Raw genomic sequence first — 22,433 nt, 5'->3', positions numbered from 1 at the left:
CTACGCGAGCTTGCCATGGCACTGCTTGTACTTCTTGCCGCTGCCGCAGGGGCACGGATCGTTGCGCCCGACCTTCGGCATCGCGTTGCGGGTGGGCTGCTGCACCGGCGGCCGATCGTCCTGGCCGCTGGCCAGCGCTTCGTCGTAGTCCGCGTGCTGGTACTGCACGTTGTGCACATGCGGCTGGGCCGCTTCCGCCTCGGCCTCCGCCACCTGCTCCTGCGACTGGATGCGCACCGTCATCAGCACCTTCACCACGTCGTCGCGGATGCGGTCCAGCATGCCGGAGAAAAGCTCGAAAGCCTCGCGCTTGTATTCCTGCTTGGGGTTCTTCTGCGCATAGCCGCGCAGGTGGATACCCTGGCGCAGATAGTCCAGCGAAGAGAGATGCTCGCGCCAATGCTGGTCGATGGCCTGCAGCATGATGGAGCGCTCGAACTGCGCCCAGCCGTCCGCCCCCACCTGGGCCGCCTTGGCACGGTAGGACTCCGCCGCGGCTTCCAGCACGCGCGCCAGCAGGTCGTCATCGGTCAGGTTGGGCTCTTTCTCGAGCATCTCCGTCAACGGCAGGGCCAGTTGGAAGTCGGACTCGAGGGCGCGCTGCAGCGCCGGCACGTCCCACTGGTCCTCCACGGATTCTTCCGGCACGTGGGCGCGGAACAGTTCCGTCAACGCGCCATCGCGCAGGTTTTCGACAGTGGCCCCGACCGTGGCGGATTCCAGCACCTCGTTGCGCTGCGCGTACAGCACCTTGCGCTGGTCATTGGCGACATCGTCGTATTCCAGCAATTGTTTGCGGATATCGAAGTTGCGGCCTTCCACCTTGCGCTGTGCGGTTTCAATCGAGCGGGTGACCATGCCCGCCTCGATGGGCTCGCCTTCGGGCAACTTCAGGCGCTCCATGATCGCCCGCACGCGGTCCCCGGCGAAGATGCGCATGAGCGGATCTTCCAGCGACAGGTAGAAACGCGAGGAGCCCGGGTCGCCTTGCCGACCCGCACGGCCGCGCAACTGGTTGTCGATACGGCGCGACTCGTGCCGCTCGGTACCGATGATGCGCAGGCCGCCCGCCTGCTTGACCTTCTCGTTGGCCGGCTTCCATTCCGCGCGGATGGTTTCGATACGCGCGTTCCGCTCCGCTTCGGGCAGGTTGACATCCCTGTGCAGCAGGTCGATCTGCTTGTCGACGCTGCCGCCCAGCACGATATCGGTACCGCGGCCGGCCATGTTGGTTGCGATGGTGATGTGGCCGGGCTTGCCCGCTTCGGCGACGATTTCCGCCTCGCGTGCGTGCTGCTTGGCGTTGAGCACCTGATGCGGCAGCTTCGCCTTTTGCAGCAGGCCCGACAGCAGCTCGGAGTTTTCGATGCTGGTGGTGCCGACCAGCACGGGCTGGCCGCGCTCGTGGCAGTCGCGGATGTCGGCCAGGATCGCGTCGTACTTTTCGCGCGCGGTCTTGAAGACCTGGTCGTTCTGGTCCTTGCGGACCATCGGCTTGTTGGTCGGGATGATGACCGTCTCAAGCCCGTAGATTTCCTGGAACTCGTACGCTTCCGTGTCGGCCGTGCCGGTCATCCCGGCCAGCTTCTCGTACATACGGAAGTAGTTCTGGAAGGTGATGGAAGCGAGCGTCTGGTTCTCGTGCTGGATCTTGACGCCTTCCTTGGCCTCCACGGCCTGGTGCAAACCGTCGGACCAGCGCCGGCCCGCCATCAGGCGACCGGTGAATTCGTCGACGATCACGACCTCGCCATCCTGGACCACATACTGCTGATCGCGGAAAAACAGCGTATGCGCCCGCAGGGCCACCATCAGGTGGTGCATCAAGGCGATATGCCGCGGGTCGTACAGGGACTCCCCTTCAGGAAGGATACCCAGGCGGCTGAGAATCGCTTCCGCGTGCTCGTGCCCCGCTTCGGACAGGTACACCTGCTGGCTCTTCTCATCCACCCAATAGTCGCCCTCGGGTTCCGGCTCCTGGGGCTTGGGTTCGGTCTCCATGCGCTTGAGCAGCGGCGGAACCGCATTCATGCGGATGTAGAGTTCGGTGTGGTCTTCCGCCTGGCCCGAAATGATGAGCGGCGTGCGCGCCTCATCGATCAGGATGGAGTCCACTTCGTCGACGATCGCGTACGACAGCGTGCGCTGGCGACGGTCCTCGACCCGGTACTCCATGTTGTCGCGCAGGTAGTCGAAACCGAACTCGTTGTTGGTCCCGTAGGTGATATCCGCCGCGTAGGCGGCCTTCTTCTCTTCGTTGGGCTGCTGAGGCACGACCACGCCCACGGACATTCCCAGGAAGCCGTACAGGCGGCCCATCCATTCGGCGTCGCGGCGCGCCAGGTAGTCGTTGACCGTGACCACGTGCACGCCCTTGCCGGACAGCGCGTTCAGGTAGACCGGCAGCGTCGCCATCAGCGTCTTGCCTTCGCCGGTACGCATTTCGGCGATCTTGCCGTTGTGCAGGGCGATGCCGCCCAGCATCTGGACATCGAAATGCCGCATGCCGAAGACCCGCTTGCCGGCCTCGCGCACGACGGCGAAGGCTTCGGGCAGGAGATCGTCCAGCGTGGCGCCTTGCTCGAAGCGGGAGCGGAATTCCTGGGTTTTGGCCGCCAGTTGCTCGTCCGAGAGCGCGGCGATGGTGGATTCCAGGCCGTTGATCTGGCTCACCACCTTGCGGTACTGCTTAAGCAACCGGTCGTTGCGGCTGCCTATGAGTTTTTTGAGCAGAGAAACCATGCGTATGTCCGCGCGCGCCGGACGTCCAGCAAGAGGACATCCGCGCACCACAAGTCTTGTTGTTGGATAGAGCGGAAGAGTCCGCCGGGAAACGATCGAGTGTAACGCACCACGGCAACCGCAGTCCGGGCCGGATGCCGGCAACCAGACGGGCCCGAGCCAGCTCAGCGCATGAGCGGCGCCGCGGTGGACGCAACGGTCGGCGGGGCGGTGGCTTGACGGCCCAGGAACAGGCGGGGGTCCAGGGCCTGACCGCCGAGCCGCACCTCGAAATGCAGGTGCGGTCCCGTGGACACGCCGGAAGACCCGACACGGGCCACCGGCTGCCCTCGCTCGACCAGGTCCCCGGGCATGACCAGGACCTCCGACGCATGGGCATAACGCGACATCAAGCCGTCACCATGGTCGATCTCGACGCGATTGCCATAGCCGGTATCCCACCCGGCCGCCACGACGACGCCGCCCGCCGCCGCCAGGATGGGCGTGCCGCGCGGCGCGGCGAAGTCGAGCCCGTCGTGCCGGCTGTGGCGGCCGCTGACCGGGTGGCGGCGCCAGCCGTAGGAAGAACTCAGATAGGGGTAGTCGCTGACCGGCATGGACGTCGGCAGGCGGGCAAGATCGGCGCGCTGGCGTGTCAGCGCCATATCCAGCACCTGCATGGTGGCCAGCCGTTCGGCCAGTTCCTCGGCCAGCACGTCGATGTCGCGGCCCAGGGCCTGAGCCGGCCCGGGTGCGGCGATGTCGGTGGCCGAGTCGGCGTCGGGCAGGATCGCCGGCCCGGCGGCCACCGCCGCGCCCGCGGCGGCAGGCGGCAGGATGGCGGAACCGGCGCGGGCCGCGCCGCCATCGGTCGAGCCGGAGACGCCGGCGGCCAGGGCGAGCCGCTGGCCGAGGGCGTCGACCCCGGCTAGCCTGGCCTGCAGCGTCCCCACCTTCTCGGCCAGCAAGGCCAGGTGGCGCCGCAAATCATCTTCGGTATAGGCTGCCCGCGGGTCGCTGGGCGCCAGGCCGGCATGCGCCGCGGGCAGCATTCCGGCCCCCATGCCGCGATACAGCAGCGCCCCGGCCAGTGCGGCGAGCAGCATGGCGCCGCTCATCAGCAAGGCCAACCGGCCGCCCTCGAAGACAAATTGCCTCGTCGAACCGCGTCCGGCATGCATAATGACAAACTTCAATCGAATTCCTTATTCTGGACCGGCATGACCAAGCCCGCTTCATACCGCCCGAGTTCCGGCCGGGCCCGACGGGAAAACACCGCCATGGGATGGCTCGGCCACGACGCACGCGGCGCGGGTGTATTGGCCACGGCCCGCCTGCATTTGCAGATCCAGCATGCGATCGCCGCGGCCTTGCCGCCCGGCTTGGGCGCCGTTTGCCGCGTGGCCCGCCTGGAGGACCAGCGGCTGCAAGTGGCCGTTCCGGGCCCCGCCCACGCTGCGAAATTGCGGCAAATGGCGCCGCGCATCGCCCAGGCGCTGCAAGCGGCCGGGTGGAACCTTAACGAAATCACGGTGAAGGTTCAAGCGGGACTGTTCGACGCCGGGATGAAACCGGCACGGCCCGTCAAGGAAGCCGTCCCGCTGGGCGATGTGGCGCTGGGCGCCTTCGAGGCACTACAGGACAATTTGCATCCGGGCCCGCTGGCCGATGCCGTGGCCCGGCTGCTGAGGCATCACCGGCAAGGATAAGCGCCCACTTGGCGGGACACGGGCGCGTCCCGGCGGCCAGGGCGTAGAGTCAGGCCAACTTCCACTCGTAGCTGAAGGCGCGCGGCGCGGCGGCCTGCGATTCGTAGGAAACCAGTTCCCAGGATTCCTGCTGGGCCAACAGCGCTCGGGCCAGCTGGTTGTTCAGATAGTGCCCGGACTTGCACGCCACGTAGCGTGCCACCAGCGGCTTGCCCAGCAGATACAGGTCGCCGATGGCGTCGAGAATCTTGTGTTTGACGAATTCGTCGTCATACCGCAGCCCGTCGCTGTTCAGGACCCGGTACTCATCCATCACGATGGCGTTATCGAGGCTGCCGCCCCGCGCCAGGCCCATCGAGCGCAGCGCTTCGACTTCGTTGACGAAACCGAAGGTGCGTGCCCGCGCGATCTCACGCGCGTACGAATGCGTGGCGAAGTCGATCTCGGCGAAATTGGCCGTCGAGTCGATGGCCGGGTGGCGGAAATCGATGGAAAACGCCAGGGCGAAACCGTCGTGCGGCTCCAGCCGCGCCCACTTTTCGTTGCGGCCCTCGCCTTCGCGGACCTCGATCGGCTTGCGGACACGGATGAACTGCTTGGCGGCGTTCTGTTCCACGATGCCGGCGGAGCGCAACAGATACACGAAGGTCGCCGCGCTGCCGTCCATGATCGGCACTTCCTCGCCGGTCAGGTCGACGTGCAGATTGTCGATACCCAGGCCGGCCAGTGCCGACATCAAATGCTCGACAGTGGATACCCGGACATTGCCCTGCTGCAACACCGACGCCATGCGCGTATCGCCGACCGCGGTCGCCGAGGCGGGCAGGTCCACCACTTCGGGCAGATCGATGCGATGAAACACGATCCCGGTGTTCGGCGCAGCGGGGCGAAGGGTGAGTTCGACCCGGCGTCCCGAATGGACCCCGACGCCGGTCGTTCTTACCAGATTCTGGATGCTGCGTTGACGAAACATGGATTCTTTTGATTTTTGGTTAGACATGCGGAACGCCATGTCCTGCCGTTACAAGACTGGCATTGTAACCCTGCAAGGGGGACGGGCCAACGTAAAGCAACCTACTGTAACCATAGACTGCGTCTATCGACAGGCAGTTCCCATTTCCCAAAGCCCAGCCCGCCGGGGAAAGCGGGCCGGACTCGAGGGAGTGGAAATGCGGCACGAGGCGGCAGAGCCGGACCGCCTCGCCTGGACCGCTCATCAATCCGCCTGCTTGCGCAGGAATGCCGGAATGTCGAAGTGGTCCATGCCCGAGCTTTCCAGCGCCCGGACCTGCGCCGACGCCTGCGTGCGGGGATTGCGCATCACGGACGGCATGTCCAGGTTGCGGTAGTCGCCCTGTCCGGCGCCGTTGGACGTCATGCCGCCCAGCGGGAAATTGTCCGTGCCGGTACGCAGCACTTCCGCGGTGCCCTGGACCAGTTGCGGACGGGTCGACGTGCGTCCCAGGCCGGTCGCCACCACGGTAACCCGCAGGTTTTCACCCATGGATTCGTCGTACGCCGTACCGAAGATCACGGTCGCATCCTCGGAGGCATAACCGCGGATGGTTTCCATGATTTCGCGCGTTTCGCGCATCTTGAGGGTACGGCTGGCGGTGATATTGACGAGCACGCCGCGCGCGCCATGCAGGTCGATGCCTTCCAGCAGCGGGCACGCAATGGCATGTTCGGCCGCGACACGGGCGCGGTCCGCGCCCGATGCGGTGGCCGTGCCCATCATGGCCTGGCCCTGCTCGCCCATGATGGTCTTGACGTCCTCGAAGTCGACGTTGACGTTGCCCTCGACATTGATGATTTCCGCGATACCGGCGCAGGCATTGTGCAGGATGTCGTCGGCGGCCTTGAAGCAGTCTTCCTGCGTGGCGTCCTCGTCCATCAGGTCATACAGGTTCTCGTTCAGCACCACGATGAGCGAATGAACATGCTTGGCCAGTTCGTTGATACCTTCCTCGGCCATCTTCAGGCGCTTGTTGCCTTCGAAGACGAACGGCTTGGTGACCACGCCCACCGTCAGGATGCCGAGTTCCTTGGCCACTTCCGCCACGACCGGACCGGCGCCCGTGCCGGTGCCGCCGCCCATGCCCGCCGTGATGAAAACCATGTGCGCGCCGTTCAGCGCGGCACGGATTTCCTCGCGCGCGGTTTCCGCCGATGCACGGCCCTGCTCGGGCTTGGCGCCCGCGCCCAGTCCGGTACGGCCCAGACGGATCTGCACCGGTGCGTTGGTGGCCGCCAAGGCCTGCGCATCGGTATTCGCGCAAATGAAATCCACACCGCTTACGCCGTTGCGGATCATGTGCGCGACGGCGTTGCCGCCTGCTCCGCCCACGCCCACCACTTTGATGACGGTCCCTTTCGTGCTGTTTTCGAGCATTTCGAAATTCATGATGAAGACTCCCTCAAGTCTGATATGCAAGTCACAAGAAATTCCCCAACTACCTTCTTTGTGAATCGCTTCAAAGCCGACGCCGACCGCCATGGTCCGCCACGGGTTTGAAGCGTCTCCGCCAGCGCACCGCCCACCTCTGCGGCACGCCCCGGGATCGCCGGCAGCACGATCCCTATCAATTCATGAACCATTCCTTCATGCGCGCCAACAGGCTCTTGAAATTTCCCGTTTGCGCGGCGACCTTGCGCCCGCGCATGCGTTGCATGCGCGCTTCCTGCAACAGCCCCATGACCGTGGCGAAGCGCGGATTGCGCATCACGTCGGCCAGGCTGCCTTCATATTCCGGCACCGCGACCCGCACCGGCTTCAGGAATACGTCCTCGGCCAGCTCCACCATGCCCGGCAGTTGCGCGGATCCGCCGGTCAGCACCACGCCGGAGGCGAGCAGATCCTCGTATCCGGAATCCCGCACCACTTGCTGCACCAGGGTGAAGAGTTCCTCGATGCGCGGCTCGATGACGGCGCCCAGCGCCTGGCGCTTGACCAGCCGTGGTCCGCGATCGCCCAGCCCGGGCACCTCGACGGTCTCGTCCGGGCTGGCGAGCACCTGCTTGGCGACGCCATAGCGCAGCTTGATTTCCTCGGCATCCGGCGTCGGCGTACGCAGCATCGCCGCGATGTCATTGGTGATCTGGTCGCCGGCGATCGGAATGACCGCCGTATGGCGGATCGCGCCGCCCGTGAAGATGGCCACGTCCGTCGTGCCGCCCCCGATGTCGACCAGCACCACGCCCAGTTCCTTTTCGTCGGTGGTCAGGCAGGCGAGGCTGGACGCCAGCGGCTGCAGGATCAGGTCCTGGACTTCCAGGCCGCAGCGGCGCACGCACTTGACGATGTTCTGCGCGGCGCTGACCGCCCCCGTGACGATGTGCACGCGCACTTCGAGCCGCAACCCGCTCATGCCGATCGGTTCGCGGATATCCTCCTGCCCGTCGACGATGAACTCCTGCGTCAGCACATGCAGCACCTGCTGGTCGGTGGGAATGTTGACAGCCTTCGCCGTCTCGATGACCCGCGCGACATCGGTGGCCGTCACTTCCTTGTCCTTGACCGCCACCATGCCGCTGGAATTGAAGCTGCGGATATGGCTGCCCGCGATCCCCGTGTAGACATCGCGGATCTTGCAATCCGCCATGAGCTCGGCTTCCTCCAGCGCGCGCTGGATGGAGTTGACCGTCGTCTCGATATTGACGACCACGCCCTTGCGCATGCCGCGAGATTCATGCTGGCCCAGGCCCAGCACCTCGAATCGGCCTTCCGGCAGGATTTCGGCGACGACCGCCACCACCTTGCTGGTTCCGATATCGAGGGCGACGATTAAGTCCTTGATGTCACGGGTCATGGCGTTAGCGCTTTTTGAGATTGGATTTCGGTTTGGTTTTCGATTCGGATTCCGGCAACGGCGCCAGAGCCAAGGCGAACCCGTTCGGGTAGCGCAAATCGGCCTGCAAAATGGTGCGGCCCTCCAGTTTCTGCGTCAAAGCGGGCCAGGCCTGCACGAAGCGCTGGATGCGCGCCGCGAAGGGCAAGGCTCCCGGGGGACCGTTCGGATCCGGCGCATCGGCCCCGGGGTCCCGGCCCAGGTCGAGCTTGAGCCCGTTCGACAAGGTCACGCGCCATGCGTACCGCGGACTGAGCTCCAGGTCCTGGACGCGCATATCGAGCGGCGCGAACCAGCGCGCCAGCTCCGCATAGCGCTGCACGACCAGGCTTTCGCTGCCGTCCGGTCCGTAGAAATGCGGCAGCGCCGATTCGTCGTCCAGCTCGCCCGTGTTCGCGGTGAACGATTCGCCCCAGGTGTTGATCATCTGGTTCTCGTTCCACAGCGCCAGCGGCTGCTGCTCCTCGATCCGGACGCGCAAGACGTTCGGCCATATCCGGCGCACGGTGGCATGGCGCACCCATGGAGCCGACTCGAACAGCGCCCGCGCCTGGTCCAGGTCCATGGTAAAGAAATTGCCTTTCAATCCGCCCGCAATCGCCGTGCGCATGCTGACGGGCGACACGTAGTGCAGCTGCGAATCCGGCGCGGCTTCCAGCTCGATCGCCGTCAGATTGAAATACGGTCGCTTGGCGAGCCACACCACGCCACCCGCCAGCATGGCGAGCACCGCCAGCACGGCTAGCGTGTTGGCGATCAGATTGGTGGTGCGAGCGTCGTTCCACACGGAATATCCAGGTCAGGAATTGCGAGCCGGGCTGCGTACCTTGCACGAAGCGTCGGACAGAATAGCCACACAGAGTTCGGGATAGGACATGCCGACCGCCTGGGCCGCCTTCGGCACCAGCGAATGCCCGGTCATGCCCGGCGAAGTGTTCATTTCCAGCAGCCATACGCGCTGTTCGGCGTCCAGCATGAGGTCGGCGCGGCCCCAGCCCTCGCATCCCAGCGCACGATAGGCTTCGACGCTGATGCGGCGCACCTCTTGTTCGACCGCTTCAGGCAGGTCGGCCGGGCAGAAGTACTGCGTATCGTCGGAGAAATATTTATGCTCGTAGTCGTAGTTGCCATCGGGCGCCACGATCTCGATGACGGGCAGCGCGCGGGCGTTGGCGCCGGCGCCTAGCAGCGCCACCGTCAGCTCGCGCCCGGTAATGAACTGTTCGGCCAGCACCTCGCTGTCGAAGCGCGCCGCCTCTTCGTAGGCCTGCTTCATATCGGAGTAGCCGCGCACCTTCGTGATGCCGACCGTCGAGCCCTCGTGCGGCGGCTTGATGATCAGCGGCAGCCCGAGACTGTCGGGCACACGGCGCAGCTCCGTCTGCGCGTCCAGGATGGCGAAGTCCGGCGTCGGCAGGCCATGCTGCAGCCAGATCCGCTTGGTCATGATCTTGTCCATGGCGATCGCCGACGCCGCCGGCCCGCTGCCCGTGTAGGGAATGCCCAGGACTTCCAGGGCGCCCTGGATCGTGCCGTCCTCGCCATAGCGGCCATGCAGCGCGATGAAGACACGGTCGAAACCGGCGGCTTCCAGGGCGGCGAAGCTCTGCGTGCCCGTGTCGAACAGGTGCGCATCCACGCCCACGCTGCGCAGCGCCTCGTGCACGCCCGCGCCGGACATCAGCGAAACCTCGCGCTCGGCCGAACGGCCACCATAGAGCACGCCGACGCGCCCCAGGCCGCGGCCGTCCGAGCCGGCCTGTGCAGCCGCGCGGGCACGCTGCAGGCTTTGCTCCTGCGTCGCCGAGCCGCCGTGGGTATCGTGTGCGCTCATGCCAGTTCTCCTATCTGTGCCGGGACCTTGCTGATCGAACCGGCCCCCATCACGATCACCACATCGCCGGCACGGACGAAGTCCAGGACGGCCTGCGGCAGTTCCGCGACATCGTCGACGAACACAGGTTCGACCTTTCCCGCAACGCGCAAGGCGCGCGACAGCGCCCGCCCGTCGGCAGCCACCAAGGGGGCTTCGCCGGCGGCATAGACTTCGGTCAGCAACACGGCGTCCGCCGAGCCCAGCACACGCACGAAATCCTCGAAGCAGTCGCGGGTGCGCGTGTAGCGGTGCGGCTGGAAAGCCAGCACGATGCGGCGCTCGGGCCAGGCACCGCGCGCCGCGGCTAGCGTGGCGGCCATTTCGACCGGATGGTGACCGTAGTCGTCGATCACCGTGAAGCGCCCGCCGCCATGCGCGTCCGGCACCGCGAAGTCGCCGGCATGCGTGAAGCGGCGGTTCACGCCGTGGAAGGACGCCAGGGCGCTGCAGATCTGCTCGTCCGGTACACCCAGCTCCGAAGCCACCGCGATGGCGGCGAGCGCATTGCGCACGTTGTGCAAGCCGGGCAGGTTCAAGGTGACGGACAAGGCAGGCAGTTCGATGTCCCGGTCACGGCGCACCACATCGAAGCACATGCGCGTGCCGTCCGCACGCACGTTGCGACCCGCCACCTGCGCCTCGGCGCTCAGGCCGTAGGTCGTGATGGGCCGCGACACGAACGGCATGATTTCGCGGACATTGGCGTCGTCCGCGCAAAGGACGGCGCTGCCATAGAAAGGCAGCTTCTGGGTGAACTCGATGAAGGCGCTCTTCAGGCGGGTGACGTCGTGGCCATAGGTATCCATATGGTCCGCGTCGATATTCGTGACGATCGCCATCACCGGAAGCAGGTTCAGGAACGAGGCGTCCGACTCGTCGGCCTCGACCACGATGTACTCACCCTGCCCCAGCCTGGCGTTGGCGCCGACCGAGTTCAGGCGCCCGCCGATGACGAAGGTCGGATCCAGTCCGCCGGCGGCCAGCACACTGGCGACCAGGCTGGTGGTGGTGGTCTTGCCATGCGTGCCTGCGATGGCGATGCCGCGCTTGAGCCGCATCAGTTCAGCCAGCATGATGGCGCGCGGCACGACGGGAATACGCGTCGCCCGCGCGGCGATGACCTCGGGATTGTCCCCCGCCACGGCCGTGGAGGTGACGATGGCATCCGCGCCGGCGATATTGCCCGCCGCATGGCCGATCACGACGGACACGCCCAGGCCCGACAGGCGGCGTGTCACCGCCGAATCGCTCAAGTCGGACCCGCTGACGCGATACCCCAGGTTCAGCAGTACTTCGGCGATGCCGCTCATGCCCGAGCCGCCGATGCCGACGAAGTGGATGTGTTGGATGCGATGTTTCATGATGCGTGTTTCGTCCCGCGTCCGGCCCGCCGGACCGCAGCGGCCTCGCAGGCGTCGGCGATATGTTCAGCGGCGTCGGGCATGGCGTGGGATCGCGCACGTTCGGCCACGGCCAGCAATTCGTCGCGACCGCGTTGCGCCAGCCAGTCGGCCAGCCACTGCGGCGTAAGGTCGGCCTGCTGGCGCAGCCAGCCGGCATCGCCTGCGGTCAGATAACGGGCGTTCGCGGTCTGGTGGTCGTCGATGGCATGCGGAAATGGCACGAACAAGGCAGCCGCGCCGACGGCGGCGACCTCGGCGACGGTCATGGCGCCGGCGCGGCAGATCACCAGGTCGGCCGCCGCCAGCGCGCCGGCCATGTCGGCGATGAATGCCCGGCAGTCGGCACGCACGCCCGCGGCGGCATAGCCGTCCCGCAGCGCTTCGATGTGCTGTTCGCCAGCCTGGTGCAGCACCTGCGGGCGGGATGATTCCGGCAGGCGCGCCAGCGCCTGCGGCATGAGGGTATTCAAGGCCTGGGCGCCGAGGCTGCCGCCCACGACCAATACATGCAGCGGGCCGGTACGGCCGGAGAAGCGCTGGGCGGGTGCGGCAACCGCGGCGAATTCGCTCCGCACCGGATTGCCGATCATCTCGCCGCGCGGCAGTACCCCGGGGAAACCGGTCAACACCCGGCGCGCGATCCGGGCCAGGGTGCGATTGGCGGTTCCCGCCACGGCGTTCTGCTCGTGCAATACCAGGGGGATACCCCGCAAGGCCGCCGCCACACCGCCCGGGAATGCGACATAGCCGCCCATGCCCAGCACCACGTCGGGGCGGAAGGCGGACAGATGGCCCCAGGCCTGCCGCAAGGCCGACCCCAGGCGCGCCGGCAATTGCAGCAGCGCGACCGCGCCGCGTCCGCGCACGCCCTGGAAGCGCAAGGCCGCCATCTCGATGCCGCGCGGCGGCACCAGGCGTCCTTCCATCTTGTCCGGATTGCCCAGCCACAGCACCCGCCATCCGCGCTCGCGCAGCACGTCGGCCACGGCCAGGCCGGGCATGATATGCCCGCCCGTGCCACCGGCCATGATCAAGGCGGTACGCTCGCTCATGCGCGGCCTCCGCGCATCATGGTGCGGTTTTCCAGATCCACGCGTATCAGCATGGCCAGGGCGATCAGGTTCATCAGCACGCCGGATCCGCCATAGCTCATCAGCGGCAGCGTAAGCCCCTTGGTGGGCAGCAGGCCCAGGCAGACACCCATGTTGATGAAGGCCTGCACGCCGAACCAGATGGCCACGCCCTGCGCCAGCATGCCGGCGAAGGTGCGCTCCATGGCGATGGCCTGGCGCCCGATTTCGAAGCCCCGCAGCACGATGATCGAGAACAAACCGATGACCAGCATCACGCCGACGAACCCCAGTTCCTCGCCGACGACGGCCATCAGGAAATCGGTGTGCGCCTCGGGCAGGTAGTGCAGCTTCTCGATACTGGCGCCCAGGCCGACGCCGAACCATTCGCCCCGCCCCAGTGCGATCAACGAATGCGACAGCTGGTACGCGCTGCCATACGCGTTGTCCTGGTTCCACGGGTCCAGGTAGGCGAACAGCCGCGCGCGGCGCCACGGCGAAGCCCAGATCAGAAGCAGGAAGGTGCCGACCAGCACGCCCAGCAGGCTGCTGAAATACTTGCCGTTGATGCCGCCCAGGAACAGGATGCCGATGGCGATCGCGACGATCACCATGAAGGCGCCGAGGTCGGGCTCCAGGAGCAGGAACAGCCCGACTCCGCCCAGGGCGCAGGCCATGGGCAGGAAGCCCCGGCCGAAGTTCTGCATATGCTCCTGCTTGCGCACCGTGTAGTCGGCGGCATAGAGCAAGGCGGCCACCTTCATCAGCTCGGAAGGCTGGAAATTGATCGGACCAAGGGGTATCCACCGGTGCGCCCCGTTGACCTCGCGGCCGATGCCGGGCACCAGGACCGCGGCCAGCAGCACCAGCGACACCATGAACAGCGGCACCGCCAGGCGTTGCCAGACGCGGATGGGAATGGTCACCGTGCAGGCGGCCGCCACCAGCCCGATGAAAACGAAGGCAGCGTGCCGGATGACAAAATAGTATTGGCCGTACGCTGCATAGCGCGGACCGTCGGCCAGTGCGATGGACGCCGAGTACACCATGAGCAGCCCGAGCGCCAGCAAGGTGCCCGCGGCGATCACCAGCGGCATGTCGAAATTGCGCATGCGGGTGCGGCCGGGCCGCACGGCGTTCACGCTACCCGTGAGATCGGCGAACAGGCTCATGCGACCTCTCCTCGGTCCAGCGCCAATTCCTGCGCTTCCTGCGCAAAGACCTGGCCGCGGTGCACATAGTTGCGGAACATATCCATGCTGGCGCAGGCGGGCGACAACAACACGGCGTCGCCGGGCTGGGCCAGCCCCATCGCCTCGCGCACGGCGGCGCGCATGTCGGCGGCCGCCACGCAGGGCACACCGGTGGATTCCAGGACCCGGCCGATCTCGTCGCCGTCCCGCCCGATCAGGACCACCGCGCGGGCATGCTGGCCGACCGGCGCGATCAGCGGCGAGAAATCCTGGCCCTTGCCCAGCCCGCCGGCAATCAGTACCACCGGTTGCCCCAGGCCTTCGAGGGCGGCGACCGTCGCGCCGACATTGGTGCCCTTGCTATCGTTGATGAAGTCCACATCGCCGATGCGGCGCACGAACTCCACGCGATTGGGTTCGCCGGCGTACTCGCGCGCGGCGCGCAGCATGGGGGCCCAGCCGAGGTCCAGGCAGCGGCACAGGGCAAAGGCGGCCAGCGTGTTCGTCGCATTGTGCATACCGCGGATGCGCAGGGCGTCGGCGGGCATCAGCCGTGACAGGCGTCCGCCCGGCCGCTGCGGCGGCGGCGCGTCTTTCTTGCGCCGCGACGGAACGGGCGCGGGAATATCGAAATCAGTGGCCTCGCAGGCGGACAGCCACGCGACGCCTTGGCCAAGCTCCAGTCCCATATCGCCAACCAGAGTGGGAAGATCGCGGCCGAAGCTGCGTACCCGCATATCGTCGAGCCGTTCGACCATGGCAGCCGTCAGCGGATCATCGCGGTTGACGATGGCGACTCGGGCCATGCGCAGCAGACGGGCTTTCGCGTCCGCGTAGGCTTGCATGTCGCCATGCCAGTCCAGGTGATCCTGGGTGACATTCAGCACCACCGCGGCGTCGGGCGCGAGCGTATGCGTCGCCTGCAACTGGAAGCTCGACAGTTCCAGCACCCACGCCTGCGGCAAGGCGTTGGCGTCCAGCGCGTCCATCAGCGCGGTCAAGGCGGCCGGGCCGATGTTGCCGGCCGCACGCACGGTCAACCCGCTGGCGGCGATAAGCTGCCGGGTCAGCGCAGTCACCGTCGTCTTGCCATTGGTGCCGGTCACGGCCACCAGGCGGGGCCGGTAATCGCGGCTTTCCGCCAGGGTGGCGAGCGCGCGCGCGAACAGTTCGATTTCGCCGATTACCTCGATACCGCGCGCCCCGGCCTCGGCCAGCAATTCGCGCGCGGGACTTTCGTTCGGCGCAAGTCCGGGGCTGATGACGACCTGAGCCACATCGTCGAGCAAGGCGCTGTCGAATGTTGAGCAGCCGAGGCGGTATTCCGGCAGTTCCTGCGCCGCCATGCCTTCGAACGCGGCACGCAGGCCGTCCAGGCCGGCGGGCTGCTCGCGCGTATCGGCGATCCGCAGGCGCGCACCGCTGCGGGCGCACCACCGCGCGGCGGCGATACCCGTTTCACCCAGTCCGAGAATGAGGACTGGGCGGGCGTCGGAAGCGGAATATTGCGTTGCATTCATCGCAATTTCAACGTCGAAAGGCCAATCAAAACCAGCATCATGCTGATGATCCAGAACCGCACAACCACTTGCGTTTCCTTCCAGCCGCCCACCTCGAAGTGATGATGCAACGGCGCCATGCGGAAGATGCGCCGGCCCTCGCCATACTTGCGCTTGGTGTACTTGAACCAGGTGACCTGCACCATCACGGAAAGCGTTTCGACCACGAACACGCCGCCCATGATGAACAACACGATTTCCTGGCGTGCGATCACCGCGATCGTGCCCAGCGCGCCACCCAGGGCCAGCGCACCGACATCGCCCATGAACACCTGGGCGGGATACGCGTTGAACCAGAGGAAGGCCAGCCCCGCGCCGGCCAGCGCGGCGCACAGCACCATCAACTCCGAGGCGCCGGGAACATAAGGAAAAAGCAGGTACTTGGAATAGTCCGCGCGGCCGATCACATAGGCGAAGATGCCCAGCGCGCCCCCGACCATCACCGTCGGCATGATGGCCAGGCCATCGAGTCCGTCGGTCAGGTTGACTGCATTGCTGGTACCGACGATGACAAACCACGTCAGCGCCACGAAGCCCACGACGCCCAGCGGATAGCTGACGGTCTTGAAGAACGGCACGATCAGGTCGGCGCGCGTGGGCAAAGGCATGGAAAAGCCGCTCATTACCCAGCCGCGGAACAGCGGCCACAACTCCGTATTCGCCGGCGCCGATACGGCGAAAGCCAGGTACACCGCCGCCACCAGGCCGATGAGCGCCTGCCAGAAGAATTTCTGCCGCGCCGGCATCCCTTCCGGATTGCGATGCACCACCTTGCGGTAGTCGTCCATCCAGCCGATCAGGCCGAAGCCGAAAGTGACGAGCAGCACCACCCAGACGAAGCGGTTGCTCCAGTCCGCCCACAGCAAGGTGCTGATGCCGATACCGATAAGGATGAGCGCACCGCCCATGGTCGGGGTGCCGGTCTTGACCAGGTGCGTCTGCGGACCGTATGCGCGCACGGCCTGGCCGATTTTCATTTCCGTGAGTTTGCGGATCACGCGAGGGCCCGCGAACAGGCCGATGAGCAGCGCCGTCGCGCACGCCAGCACCGCCCGCAAGGTGATGTACTCGAAGACCCCGAAGGTCCGGATATCGTCGGAAAGCCAGCGGGCGATCTCAAGCAGCATGCTGTTCTCCCTGGCCCAGGGATGCATGTCCATCACCACTCAACAACAACTTCACTACCCGCTCCATGCGCATAAAGCGCGATCCCTTCACCAATACGGCGCGCGCACTCGCATCGCGCAGCGCCGTCACGATTTCTTCCACGTCCTCGCAGGCCCGTGCCGTCACGCCGAAGGCCGCCGCGGCATCGCGGGCGGCCGTCCCCAGGGTCAGGAGAAGATCGATGTTGCGCTGGCGGGCGAACTCGCCGACCTCGCGGTGCATCGCCGGGCCGTTGGCGCCCACTTCCCCCATATCCCCCAATACCAGCGCGCGCGGCGCGGGCAGCTGGGCGAGCACATCGATGGCCGCCCTGACGGAGTCCGGATTCGCATTGTAGGTGTCATCGAGCAGCAATGTTCCGTTACTGAGAACGTGTCTAACCATGCGGCCTGTTACCGCGCTAAACGCCGTCAGCGCGCGGCAAATCGACGCCAGCGGCGCGCCGGCCGCCAGGGCGCAAGCGGACGCCGCCAGCGCATTGCGTACATTGTGCAAGCCCGGCACCGGCAGCGCGAGCGCGACGCTGCCCGCCGGCGTCACCATCTGGCAGCGCGTACCCATGGCATCGGCCTGCACCGGGTCGGCATACACGTCCAGGCCCGCCTGCAATCCGAAGCGCAGGATATGCGGCGTGGCGCTCAACCGGTCCCACGTTTCCGTATGGACGTCGTCGCCCGGATAGACCGCATACCCGTCGGCAGGCAGCGCGGCGAGCACCGCGCCGTTTTCTTCCGCGACGGCCTGGACGGTATGCATGAACTCCTGGTGTTCGCGCTGAGCGTTGTTGACCAGGCCGATGGTCGGCGCCGCCATGGCGGCCAACGCCGCAATCTCGCCGGGATGGTTCATGCCCAGTTCGATCACCGCGGCCTGGTGATGCGCACGCAGGCGCAGCAGCGTCAGCGGTACGCCGATATCGTTATTGAAATTGCCCGCGGTCGCGAGGCGTTGGTCCGCTCCCAGCCAATCGGCCAGGATGGCGGAGATCATTTCCTTCGTGGTCGTCTTGCCGTTGCTGCCGGTCACCGCGATAACCGGAATCGCGAAACGCGCCCGCCATGCCGCGCCAATGCGACCCAGTGCCAGGCGGGTATCGCCCAGCACCAATTGCGGCAGCGCCGCGCCGTCCACGCGATGCGCCACGATCGCTGCGACCGCCCCTTGCGCCCGCGCCTGGTCGAGATAATCGTGGCCATCGTAACGTTCGCCCGCGAGCGCGACGAAAAGCTGGCCCGCGCCGATGGTGCGCGTGTCCGTGGACACGGCCGAAACGCCGGGCAGCAGCAGGGCCAGGCGCGCCCACTCGCGGTCGTCGAAGGGATACTTGACGCCCGCGATCTCCTGATAGGTTTCATGGCCCTTGCCCGCCACGAGAATGACATCTTCCAGCGCCGCGGCCCACACCGTTCCCATGATGGCGCGCGCACGATCCGGCTGGACGATGAGCGAGGTCCCGTCGGGAATGCCGGCGCGGATTTGCGCCAGGATGGCGGAGGGCTCCTCGCTGCGCGGATTGTCGCTGCTGAGCACCACCTGATCGGCCGCCTGCGCCGCGATGGCGCCCATGAGCGGACGTTTGCCGGCATCGCGGTCACCGCCGCAGCCGAACAGGCAAACCAGCTTGCCCCCGCGCGCCTGGGCCACAGGCCGCAGGGCCGCCAGCGCACGGGCGAGCGCATCCGGCGTGTGCGAGTAGTCGACCACCACCATCGGTCCATGGTCCGCGCCCGGCAGCTCCAGCAACGGCGTCACGACTTCCATGCGCCCGGCGACCGGCACCGCGGAGGAGAGTTCGCGGGCAATATCCGCCAGGGGCCATCCGAGCGCTTGCAGCACGCCCGCGACCAGGAGAAGATTGGCGACATTGTGCTGACCGAGCAGGCCCGTGAGGATCTGAGCCTCACCGTGGCGCGTCGCCAGCGTGAAGATCTGCCCCTGCCCCGTGACGGCAAGGTCGCGCGCCCGCACGTCCGCCGACGCGCCGAAACCGTAGGCCAGCACCAGCTCGGCCGGCAGCCCGGCGAGCAAGCGCTGCCCTGCGTCGTCGTCGGCATTGATGACCGCGCGGCTCAGCCCCGGCCAGGCGAACAAGCGCGCCTTGGCGGCCTCGTAGGCCGGCATGGTGCCGTGGTAGTCCAGGTGGTCCCGGCTCAGGTTGGTGAATCCAGCGATATCGATGCGGACGCCGTCCATGCGGCCCTGTTCGATACCGATCGACGATGCTTCCATTGCGACGACCTGGGCGCCCGCGTCTCGCATGGCGGCCAGCAGGCGGTGTACGGCCAGCACATCGGGAGTAGTCAAGCTGCCGGGCAGCACGCCGCCGTCGGGCAGCGTGGCACCCAGGGTCCCGATGGCGCCGCAGGGTTTGCCGCCGCGCGTCAAGGCCCGCGCCAGCCAATGCACGGTGGATGTTTTGCCGTTGGTCCCGGTGATCGCCACGACGGCCAGCGACGCCGAAGGCCGGCCATACCAGTTGTCCGCCAGCGTGCCCAGCATCCCTCGCAAGCCGTCGATGACGCGCACCGGCGCACCGGCCGGCAACTGCCCGGCTTCCATGCCGAGCGGCCCCTCGGCCAATACCGCCGCGGCGCCTTGACGCAAGGCTTGCTCAATATAGAGGCGACCATCGCTGCTGCGGCCGCGGCAGGCGACGAAGACATCGCCAGGCTGGACCTCGCGCGAGTCCAGGCGCAGATGCGCGCCGGGCGCTACCCGCTGGCGCAGCCATTGCACGGCGTCCTCGACGCCGGCCGGCACGGTTGCACGCGGATCGCTGCCCACGTTCATCGCGACGACCCCTGCAGGCCAGCCACGACCGTGGACTCGAAGGGCGCATCCGGCTGCACGTTCAGCAGCCTCAGGCTGCCGCCAACGATGGTGGAAAACACCGGCGCGGCAACGGCGCCGCCGTAATAGCCCCCGGCCTGGGGTTCGTCGATGGTGACCGCCACGACAATGCGCGGATCCGAAACCGGCGCAAAGCCGACGAAGGAGCTGCGGTAGCGGCTGGTACTGTACTTGCCATCCACGATCTTGCGCGCGGTCCCGCTCTTGCCGGCCACGCGATAACCCTGCACTTGCGCCAGCTTGGCGCCATCCGGGCCGGCCGCGGCTTCGAGCATGCTGCGTATGAGCGCGGCCGTCTTGGGGGTGTAGACCTTGACGCTGGTGGGCTCGCTGTCCCGCTTGGCGAGGGTCAACGACACCATGTCGCCATTGCGCGCGAACACCGTGTAGGCACGCGCCATTTGCAGCAGCGATACGGAAAGGCCATAGCCATAGGCCATGGTCGCCTTCTCGATCAGGCGCCAGCGGTCCCAGGGCCGCAGGCGGCCCGGGGCGGCGCCCGGAAAGCCCAGTTGCGGCGCCTGGCCAAGGCCCAGTTCAGTAAACCGATCCCACATTTCGCGCGGCTCGAGCCGCTCCGAAATCATCGTCATGCCAATGTTGCTGGAGCGGCGCAGTACATCCGCCACATTGATGGTGCCGTTGCGGCTGACATCGCTGATGGTCGCTCCCTGGTAGTGGAAGCGTCCATTGCCGGTCTCGAACATCGTCGAAGTGGTGATGCGGCCCAGATCCAGGGCCAGCGCGGCCGTGAATGGCTTCATGATCGAGCCGGGCTCGAAGGTATCGGTGATTGCCTGGTTGCGCAGCGCGTCCGAATCCAGCTTGCTGCGATCGCCCGGATCATAGGTGGGCAAACTGGCCATGCTCAGGACCTCGCCGGTATGGGCGTCCAGGATCACCGCCGCGGCGCCGCGCGCGTGATGCAGCGCGATTGCGTCGCTGAGGGCCTTGAACACCAGGTACTGCAGGCGCGTATCGACGGACAGGCGCAGGTCCTTGCCGTTGACGGGCTCCGTGACGGCTTGCACATCCTCGATCACGCGGCCGAGACGGTCCTTGATGACCCGGCGCGAGCCCGGCCGGCCTGACAACTGCTTGTTGAACGCCAGCTCGACGCCTTCCTGGCCCTGGTCTTCCACGTTGGTGAAGCCCACCACGTGGGCCATGACCTCGCCCTCGGGATAATAGCGCCGCGTTTCCGGTTGCTGGTGGATACCCGGAACCGCGAGTTGCTTGACCTTGTCGGCGACTTCCATCGGCACCTGGCGCTTCAGGTAGACGAAATTCTTGTCCTCATCCGAGAGCCGCTTGTTCAAGTCCGTGACCGGCATGTCCAGCAGCTTGGCCAATACCGCCAATTGCTGCGCCGACGCGGCGCGCGCATCGTCGGGAATGGCCCAGATCGCCCGGGCCGGTACGCTGGACGCCAGCACGACATTGTTGCGATCCAGGATCTTGCCGCGCGTGGCGGCGAGCGTCAGGGTGCGTTCGTAGCGGCGCTCGCCCTGCTGCTGCAGGAAGTCCGTGCTGATGCCCTGCAGGAACAGCGCGCGCGCCGCCAGCGTGCCGAAACCGCAGAACAGCAGGATCAGCACCAGGCGCGAGCGCCACGCGGGCAGTTGGCCGCGCAGTACCGGGTTATTGAAGAAGGGCAGGCGCTTCATTGCGCGCCTCCGCCGGCCGGCACGGCGGCCTGGTTCAGGTACAGGGTACGGTCGGGAACGATGGGAATCATTTTGAGGTCTTCCCGAGCAGCGCGGTCGACACGAGCGTTACGCGCCAGCTCGGCGCGATCGAGCTGCAGGCGGCGCCAGTCGTTGTCGAGGTCGCGGGCCTGGGCCTGCGCCCGGTCGTAATCGATAAAGAGTTGGCGAGCCTGATAACGGCTGGTGACCAGGGAGATGGCGCAGGACATCAGCACCACGGCCAGAAGCAGGCTGAGCCGGCCCATCAGCGCTTCCCCTTGGCGGCGCGGCGGCTGCGTGCCGCCGACAGCGGATCCGCGCCGACGAAAGCCGCCGCGCCTGCGGCCGGCAGCGGCACGTCGGTACGTTCGGCCACGCGCAGCAGCGCGGAACGGGCGCGGGCGTTGCCGGCGACCTCGCCGGGCTCCGCGACGATACGGCCCAGACTGCGGAGCACCGGCTGCGGCATCTCGCTTTCACGCAGCGGCAGGCGCGCATGCGCGGCCGCCGGTCGGGCGGCCGCGGCGATGAACTGCTTGACCATACGGTCTTCAAGCGAATGAAAGCTGATCACCGCCAACCTCCCCATCGGCGCGAGCAGTTCTAAAGCTGACGCGAGGGCGCGTGCGAGTTCTTCGAGTTCCCGATTGAGGTAAATCCGTAGAGCCTGAAAGGTGCGCGTGGCCGGATGCTGCCCCTTTTCGCGCGTGCGGACGGCGCCTGCGACGAGCTCGGCGAGTTCGAGCGTGGTGCGCAGCGGCCCTGTTGCGCGGCGAGCTGCAATCGTTTTTGCAATCTGAAAAGCAAACCGTTCTTCGCCATATTCCGCAATGACCTCCCGCATCTCTTCCACACTGGCCTCGGCCAGCCATTCCGCAGCCGTGAGGCCGCGGGTCGTATCCATGCGCATGTCCAGCGGGCCCTCGCGCATGAAAGAGAACCCACGCCCGGCATCGTCGATCTGCGGCGACGACACCCCAAGGTCGAGCATGACGCCATCCACCTTGCCCACGCCCAGCCTGCCCAGCGCATCCGCCATGGAAGCGAAGCCATCGTGAACCACCGAAACCCGGCCATCCGAATCCGCCAGTTGCCGCGCCACCGCGATCGCGCTCGGATCCTTGTCGAACACCACCAGCCGCGCGTCAGGGCCCAACCGGGACAAGAGCAGCCGCGAATGCCCGCCCCGGCCGAAGGTACCGTCGACGAACACGCCGTGACGGCGCCGTTCCGCGTCCGCCGCATCGTCCCCGCCGCGGCCGGCGGCCCTGCGGCTGCCGAAATGCGGCAGCAACAACGCATCCACCGTCGGCGCCAGCAGCACGGGCCGATGTTCTAGGTCCATGTCG

General features: G+C 66.7%; 17 protein-coding genes. 1 reads left to right on the top strand and 16 read right to left on the bottom strand.

Annotation, left to right across the window (positions count from 1 at the left end):
- Window positions 1–2,742 carry a preprotein translocase subunit SecA gene (gene secA / locus BAU07_RS06025; RefSeq protein WP_066654976.1) on the bottom strand — a complete coding sequence of 914 codons (2,742 nt, stop codon included), beginning with the start codon at window positions 2,740–2,742 and terminating at the stop codon, window positions 1–3.
- 164 nt (window positions 2,743–2,906) lie between these two features.
- A complete protein-coding gene (locus BAU07_RS06020) occupies window positions 2,907–3,902 on the bottom strand; it encodes a M23 family metallopeptidase (protein WP_066664938.1) in 996 nt (331 codons plus the stop codon).
- Window positions 3,903–4,001: 99 nt separating this feature from the next.
- Here BAU07_RS06020 and BAU07_RS06015 point away from each other — a divergent pair, with 99 nt between their 5' ends.
- The gene (locus BAU07_RS06015; protein WP_232338257.1) at window positions 4,002–4,430 is read left to right on the top strand and encodes a DciA family protein; all 429 of its coding nucleotides are present in this window, start codon (window positions 4,002–4,004) and stop codon (window positions 4,428–4,430) included.
- A 49-nt stretch (window positions 4,431–4,479) separates the two neighbouring features.
- Here the strand turns inward: BAU07_RS06015 and lpxC are convergent, their stop codons facing one another.
- The 14 genes from lpxC to rsmH form a co-directional block, all read right to left on the bottom strand.
- Entirely contained in the window at window positions 4,480–5,403 is a 924-nt protein-coding gene (lpxC, locus tag BAU07_RS06010) for a UDP-3-O-acyl-N-acetylglucosamine deacetylase (protein WP_066654972.1), read from the bottom strand.
- Between the two features lie 243 nt (window positions 5,404–5,646).
- Window positions 5,647–6,837, bottom strand: coding sequence for a cell division protein FtsZ (gene ftsZ / locus BAU07_RS06005; RefSeq protein WP_066664936.1), 1,191 nt, complete (start codon window positions 6,835–6,837; stop codon window positions 5,647–5,649).
- Between the two features lie 175 nt (window positions 6,838–7,012).
- Window positions 7,013–8,239, bottom strand: coding sequence for a cell division protein FtsA (gene ftsA / locus BAU07_RS06000; protein ID WP_066654970.1), 1,227 nt, complete (start codon window positions 8,237–8,239; stop codon window positions 7,013–7,015).
- Between the two features lie 4 nt (window positions 8,240–8,243).
- Window positions 8,244–9,065 (bottom strand): cell division protein FtsQ/DivIB, encoded by an 822-nt coding sequence (locus BAU07_RS05995; protein ID WP_066654968.1) that lies wholly within the window; start codon window positions 9,063–9,065, stop codon window positions 8,244–8,246.
- A gap of 12 nt (window positions 9,066–9,077) precedes the next feature.
- The gene (locus BAU07_RS05990; protein ID WP_084025399.1) at window positions 9,078–10,112 is read right to left on the bottom strand and encodes a D-alanine--D-alanine ligase; all 1,035 of its coding nucleotides are present in this window, start codon (window positions 10,110–10,112) and stop codon (window positions 9,078–9,080) included.
- On the bottom strand, window positions 10,109–11,515 hold the full coding sequence (murC, locus tag BAU07_RS05985; protein WP_066654966.1) for a UDP-N-acetylmuramate--L-alanine ligase: 1,407 nt from the start codon (window positions 11,513–11,515) through the stop codon (window positions 10,109–10,111). The genes BAU07_RS05990 and murC overlap by 4 nt, the downstream gene beginning before the upstream one ends.
- Complete coding sequence (murG, locus tag BAU07_RS05980) at window positions 11,512–12,609, bottom strand: undecaprenyldiphospho-muramoylpentapeptide beta-N-acetylglucosaminyltransferase (RefSeq protein ID WP_066654964.1); 1,098 nt, start codon at window positions 12,607–12,609, stop codon at window positions 11,512–11,514. Before murG ends, murC begins: the two co-directional genes overlap by 4 nt.
- Entirely contained in the window at window positions 12,606–13,799 is a 1,194-nt protein-coding gene (ftsW, locus tag BAU07_RS05975; protein ID WP_066654962.1) for a putative lipid II flippase FtsW, read from the bottom strand. Before ftsW ends, murG begins: the two co-directional genes overlap by 4 nt.
- Window positions 13,796–15,340 carry a UDP-N-acetylmuramoyl-L-alanine--D-glutamate ligase gene (gene murD / locus BAU07_RS05970; protein WP_066654960.1) on the bottom strand — a complete coding sequence of 515 codons (1,545 nt, stop codon included), beginning with the start codon at window positions 15,338–15,340 and terminating at the stop codon, window positions 13,796–13,798. Before murD ends, ftsW begins: the two co-directional genes overlap by 4 nt.
- Window positions 15,337–16,506, bottom strand: coding sequence for a phospho-N-acetylmuramoyl-pentapeptide-transferase (gene mraY, locus BAU07_RS05965; protein ID WP_066654957.1), 1,170 nt, complete (start codon window positions 16,504–16,506; stop codon window positions 15,337–15,339). The genes murD and mraY overlap by 4 nt, the downstream gene beginning before the upstream one ends.
- Complete coding sequence (murF, locus tag BAU07_RS05960; RefSeq protein WP_066654955.1) at window positions 16,496–19,336, bottom strand: bifunctional UDP-N-acetylmuramoyl-L-alanyl-D-glutamate--2,6-diaminopimelate ligase MurE/UDP-N-acetylmuramoyl-tripeptide--D-alanyl-D-alanine ligase MurF; 2,841 nt, start codon at window positions 19,334–19,336, stop codon at window positions 16,496–16,498. The genes mraY and murF overlap by 11 nt, the downstream gene beginning before the upstream one ends.
- Window positions 19,333–21,063 (bottom strand): peptidoglycan D,D-transpeptidase FtsI family protein, encoded by a 1,731-nt coding sequence (locus BAU07_RS05955; protein ID WP_066654953.1) that lies wholly within the window; start codon window positions 21,061–21,063, stop codon window positions 19,333–19,335. The genes murF and BAU07_RS05955 overlap by 4 nt, the downstream gene beginning before the upstream one ends.
- Window positions 21,060–21,350 (bottom strand): cell division protein FtsL, encoded by a 291-nt coding sequence (gene ftsL, locus BAU07_RS05950; protein ID WP_066654951.1) that lies wholly within the window; start codon window positions 21,348–21,350, stop codon window positions 21,060–21,062. The genes BAU07_RS05955 and ftsL overlap by 4 nt, the downstream gene beginning before the upstream one ends.
- On the bottom strand, window positions 21,350–22,429 hold the full coding sequence (gene rsmH, locus BAU07_RS05945) for a 16S rRNA (cytosine(1402)-N(4))-methyltransferase RsmH (RefSeq protein WP_066654949.1): 1,080 nt from the start codon (window positions 22,427–22,429) through the stop codon (window positions 21,350–21,352). Before rsmH ends, ftsL begins: the two co-directional genes overlap by 1 nt.
- Window positions 22,430–22,433: the final 4 nt, after the last annotated feature.

It is taken from the genome of Bordetella flabilis (genome assembly GCF_001676725.1).
Lineage (GTDB): Bacteria > Pseudomonadota > Gammaproteobacteria > Burkholderiales > Burkholderiaceae_B > Bordetella_C > Bordetella_C flabilis.
The sequence above is the reverse complement of the archived record's forward strand: the minus strand, read 5'-3'. Positions and strand labels throughout refer to the sequence as shown.

Excerpts from the sequence above, each read along its gene's own strand:
- secA (WP_066654976.1), bottom strand. The coding sequence starts at position 2,742 with ATGGTTTCTCTGCTCAAAAAACTCATAGGCAGCCGCAACGACCGGTTG.
- BAU07_RS06020 (WP_066664938.1), bottom strand. The coding sequence starts at position 3,902 with ATGCATGCCGGACGCGGTTCGACGAGGCAATTTGTCTTCGAGGGCGGC.
- BAU07_RS06015 (WP_232338257.1), top strand. The coding sequence starts at position 4,002 with ATGGGATGGCTCGGCCACGACGCACGCGGCGCGGGTGTATTGGCCACG.
- lpxC (WP_066654972.1), bottom strand. The coding sequence starts at position 5,403 with ATGTTTCGTCAACGCAGCATCCAGAATCTGGTAAGAACGACCGGCGTC.
- ftsA (WP_066654970.1), bottom strand. The coding sequence starts at position 8,239 with ATGACCCGTGACATCAAGGACTTAATCGTCGCCCTCGATATCGGAACC.
- BAU07_RS05990 (WP_084025399.1), bottom strand. The coding sequence starts at position 10,112 with ATGAGCGCACACGATACCCACGGCGGCTCGGCGACGCAGGAGCAAAGC.
- murC (WP_066654966.1), bottom strand. The coding sequence starts at position 11,515 with ATGAAACATCGCATCCAACACATCCACTTCGTCGGCATCGGCGGCTCG.
- murG (WP_066654964.1), bottom strand. The coding sequence starts at position 12,609 with ATGAGCGAGCGTACCGCCTTGATCATGGCCGGTGGCACGGGCGGGCAT.
- ftsW (WP_066654962.1), bottom strand. The coding sequence starts at position 13,799 with ATGAGCCTGTTCGCCGATCTCACGGGTAGCGTGAACGCCGTGCGGCCC.
- murD (WP_066654960.1), bottom strand. The coding sequence starts at position 15,340 with ATGAATGCAACGCAATATTCCGCTTCCGACGCCCGCCCAGTCCTCATT.
- mraY (WP_066654957.1), bottom strand. The coding sequence starts at position 16,506 with ATGCTGCTTGAGATCGCCCGCTGGCTTTCCGACGATATCCGGACCTTC.
- murF (WP_066654955.1), bottom strand. The coding sequence starts at position 19,336 with ATGAACGTGGGCAGCGATCCGCGTGCAACCGTGCCGGCCGGCGTCGAG.
- BAU07_RS05955 (WP_066654953.1), bottom strand. The coding sequence starts at position 21,063 with ATGAAGCGCCTGCCCTTCTTCAATAACCCGGTACTGCGCGGCCAACTG.
- ftsL (WP_066654951.1), bottom strand. The coding sequence starts at position 21,350 with ATGGGCCGGCTCAGCCTGCTTCTGGCCGTGGTGCTGATGTCCTGCGCC.
- rsmH (WP_066654949.1), bottom strand. The coding sequence starts at position 22,429 with ATGGACCTAGAACATCGGCCCGTGCTGCTGGCGCCGACGGTGGATGCG.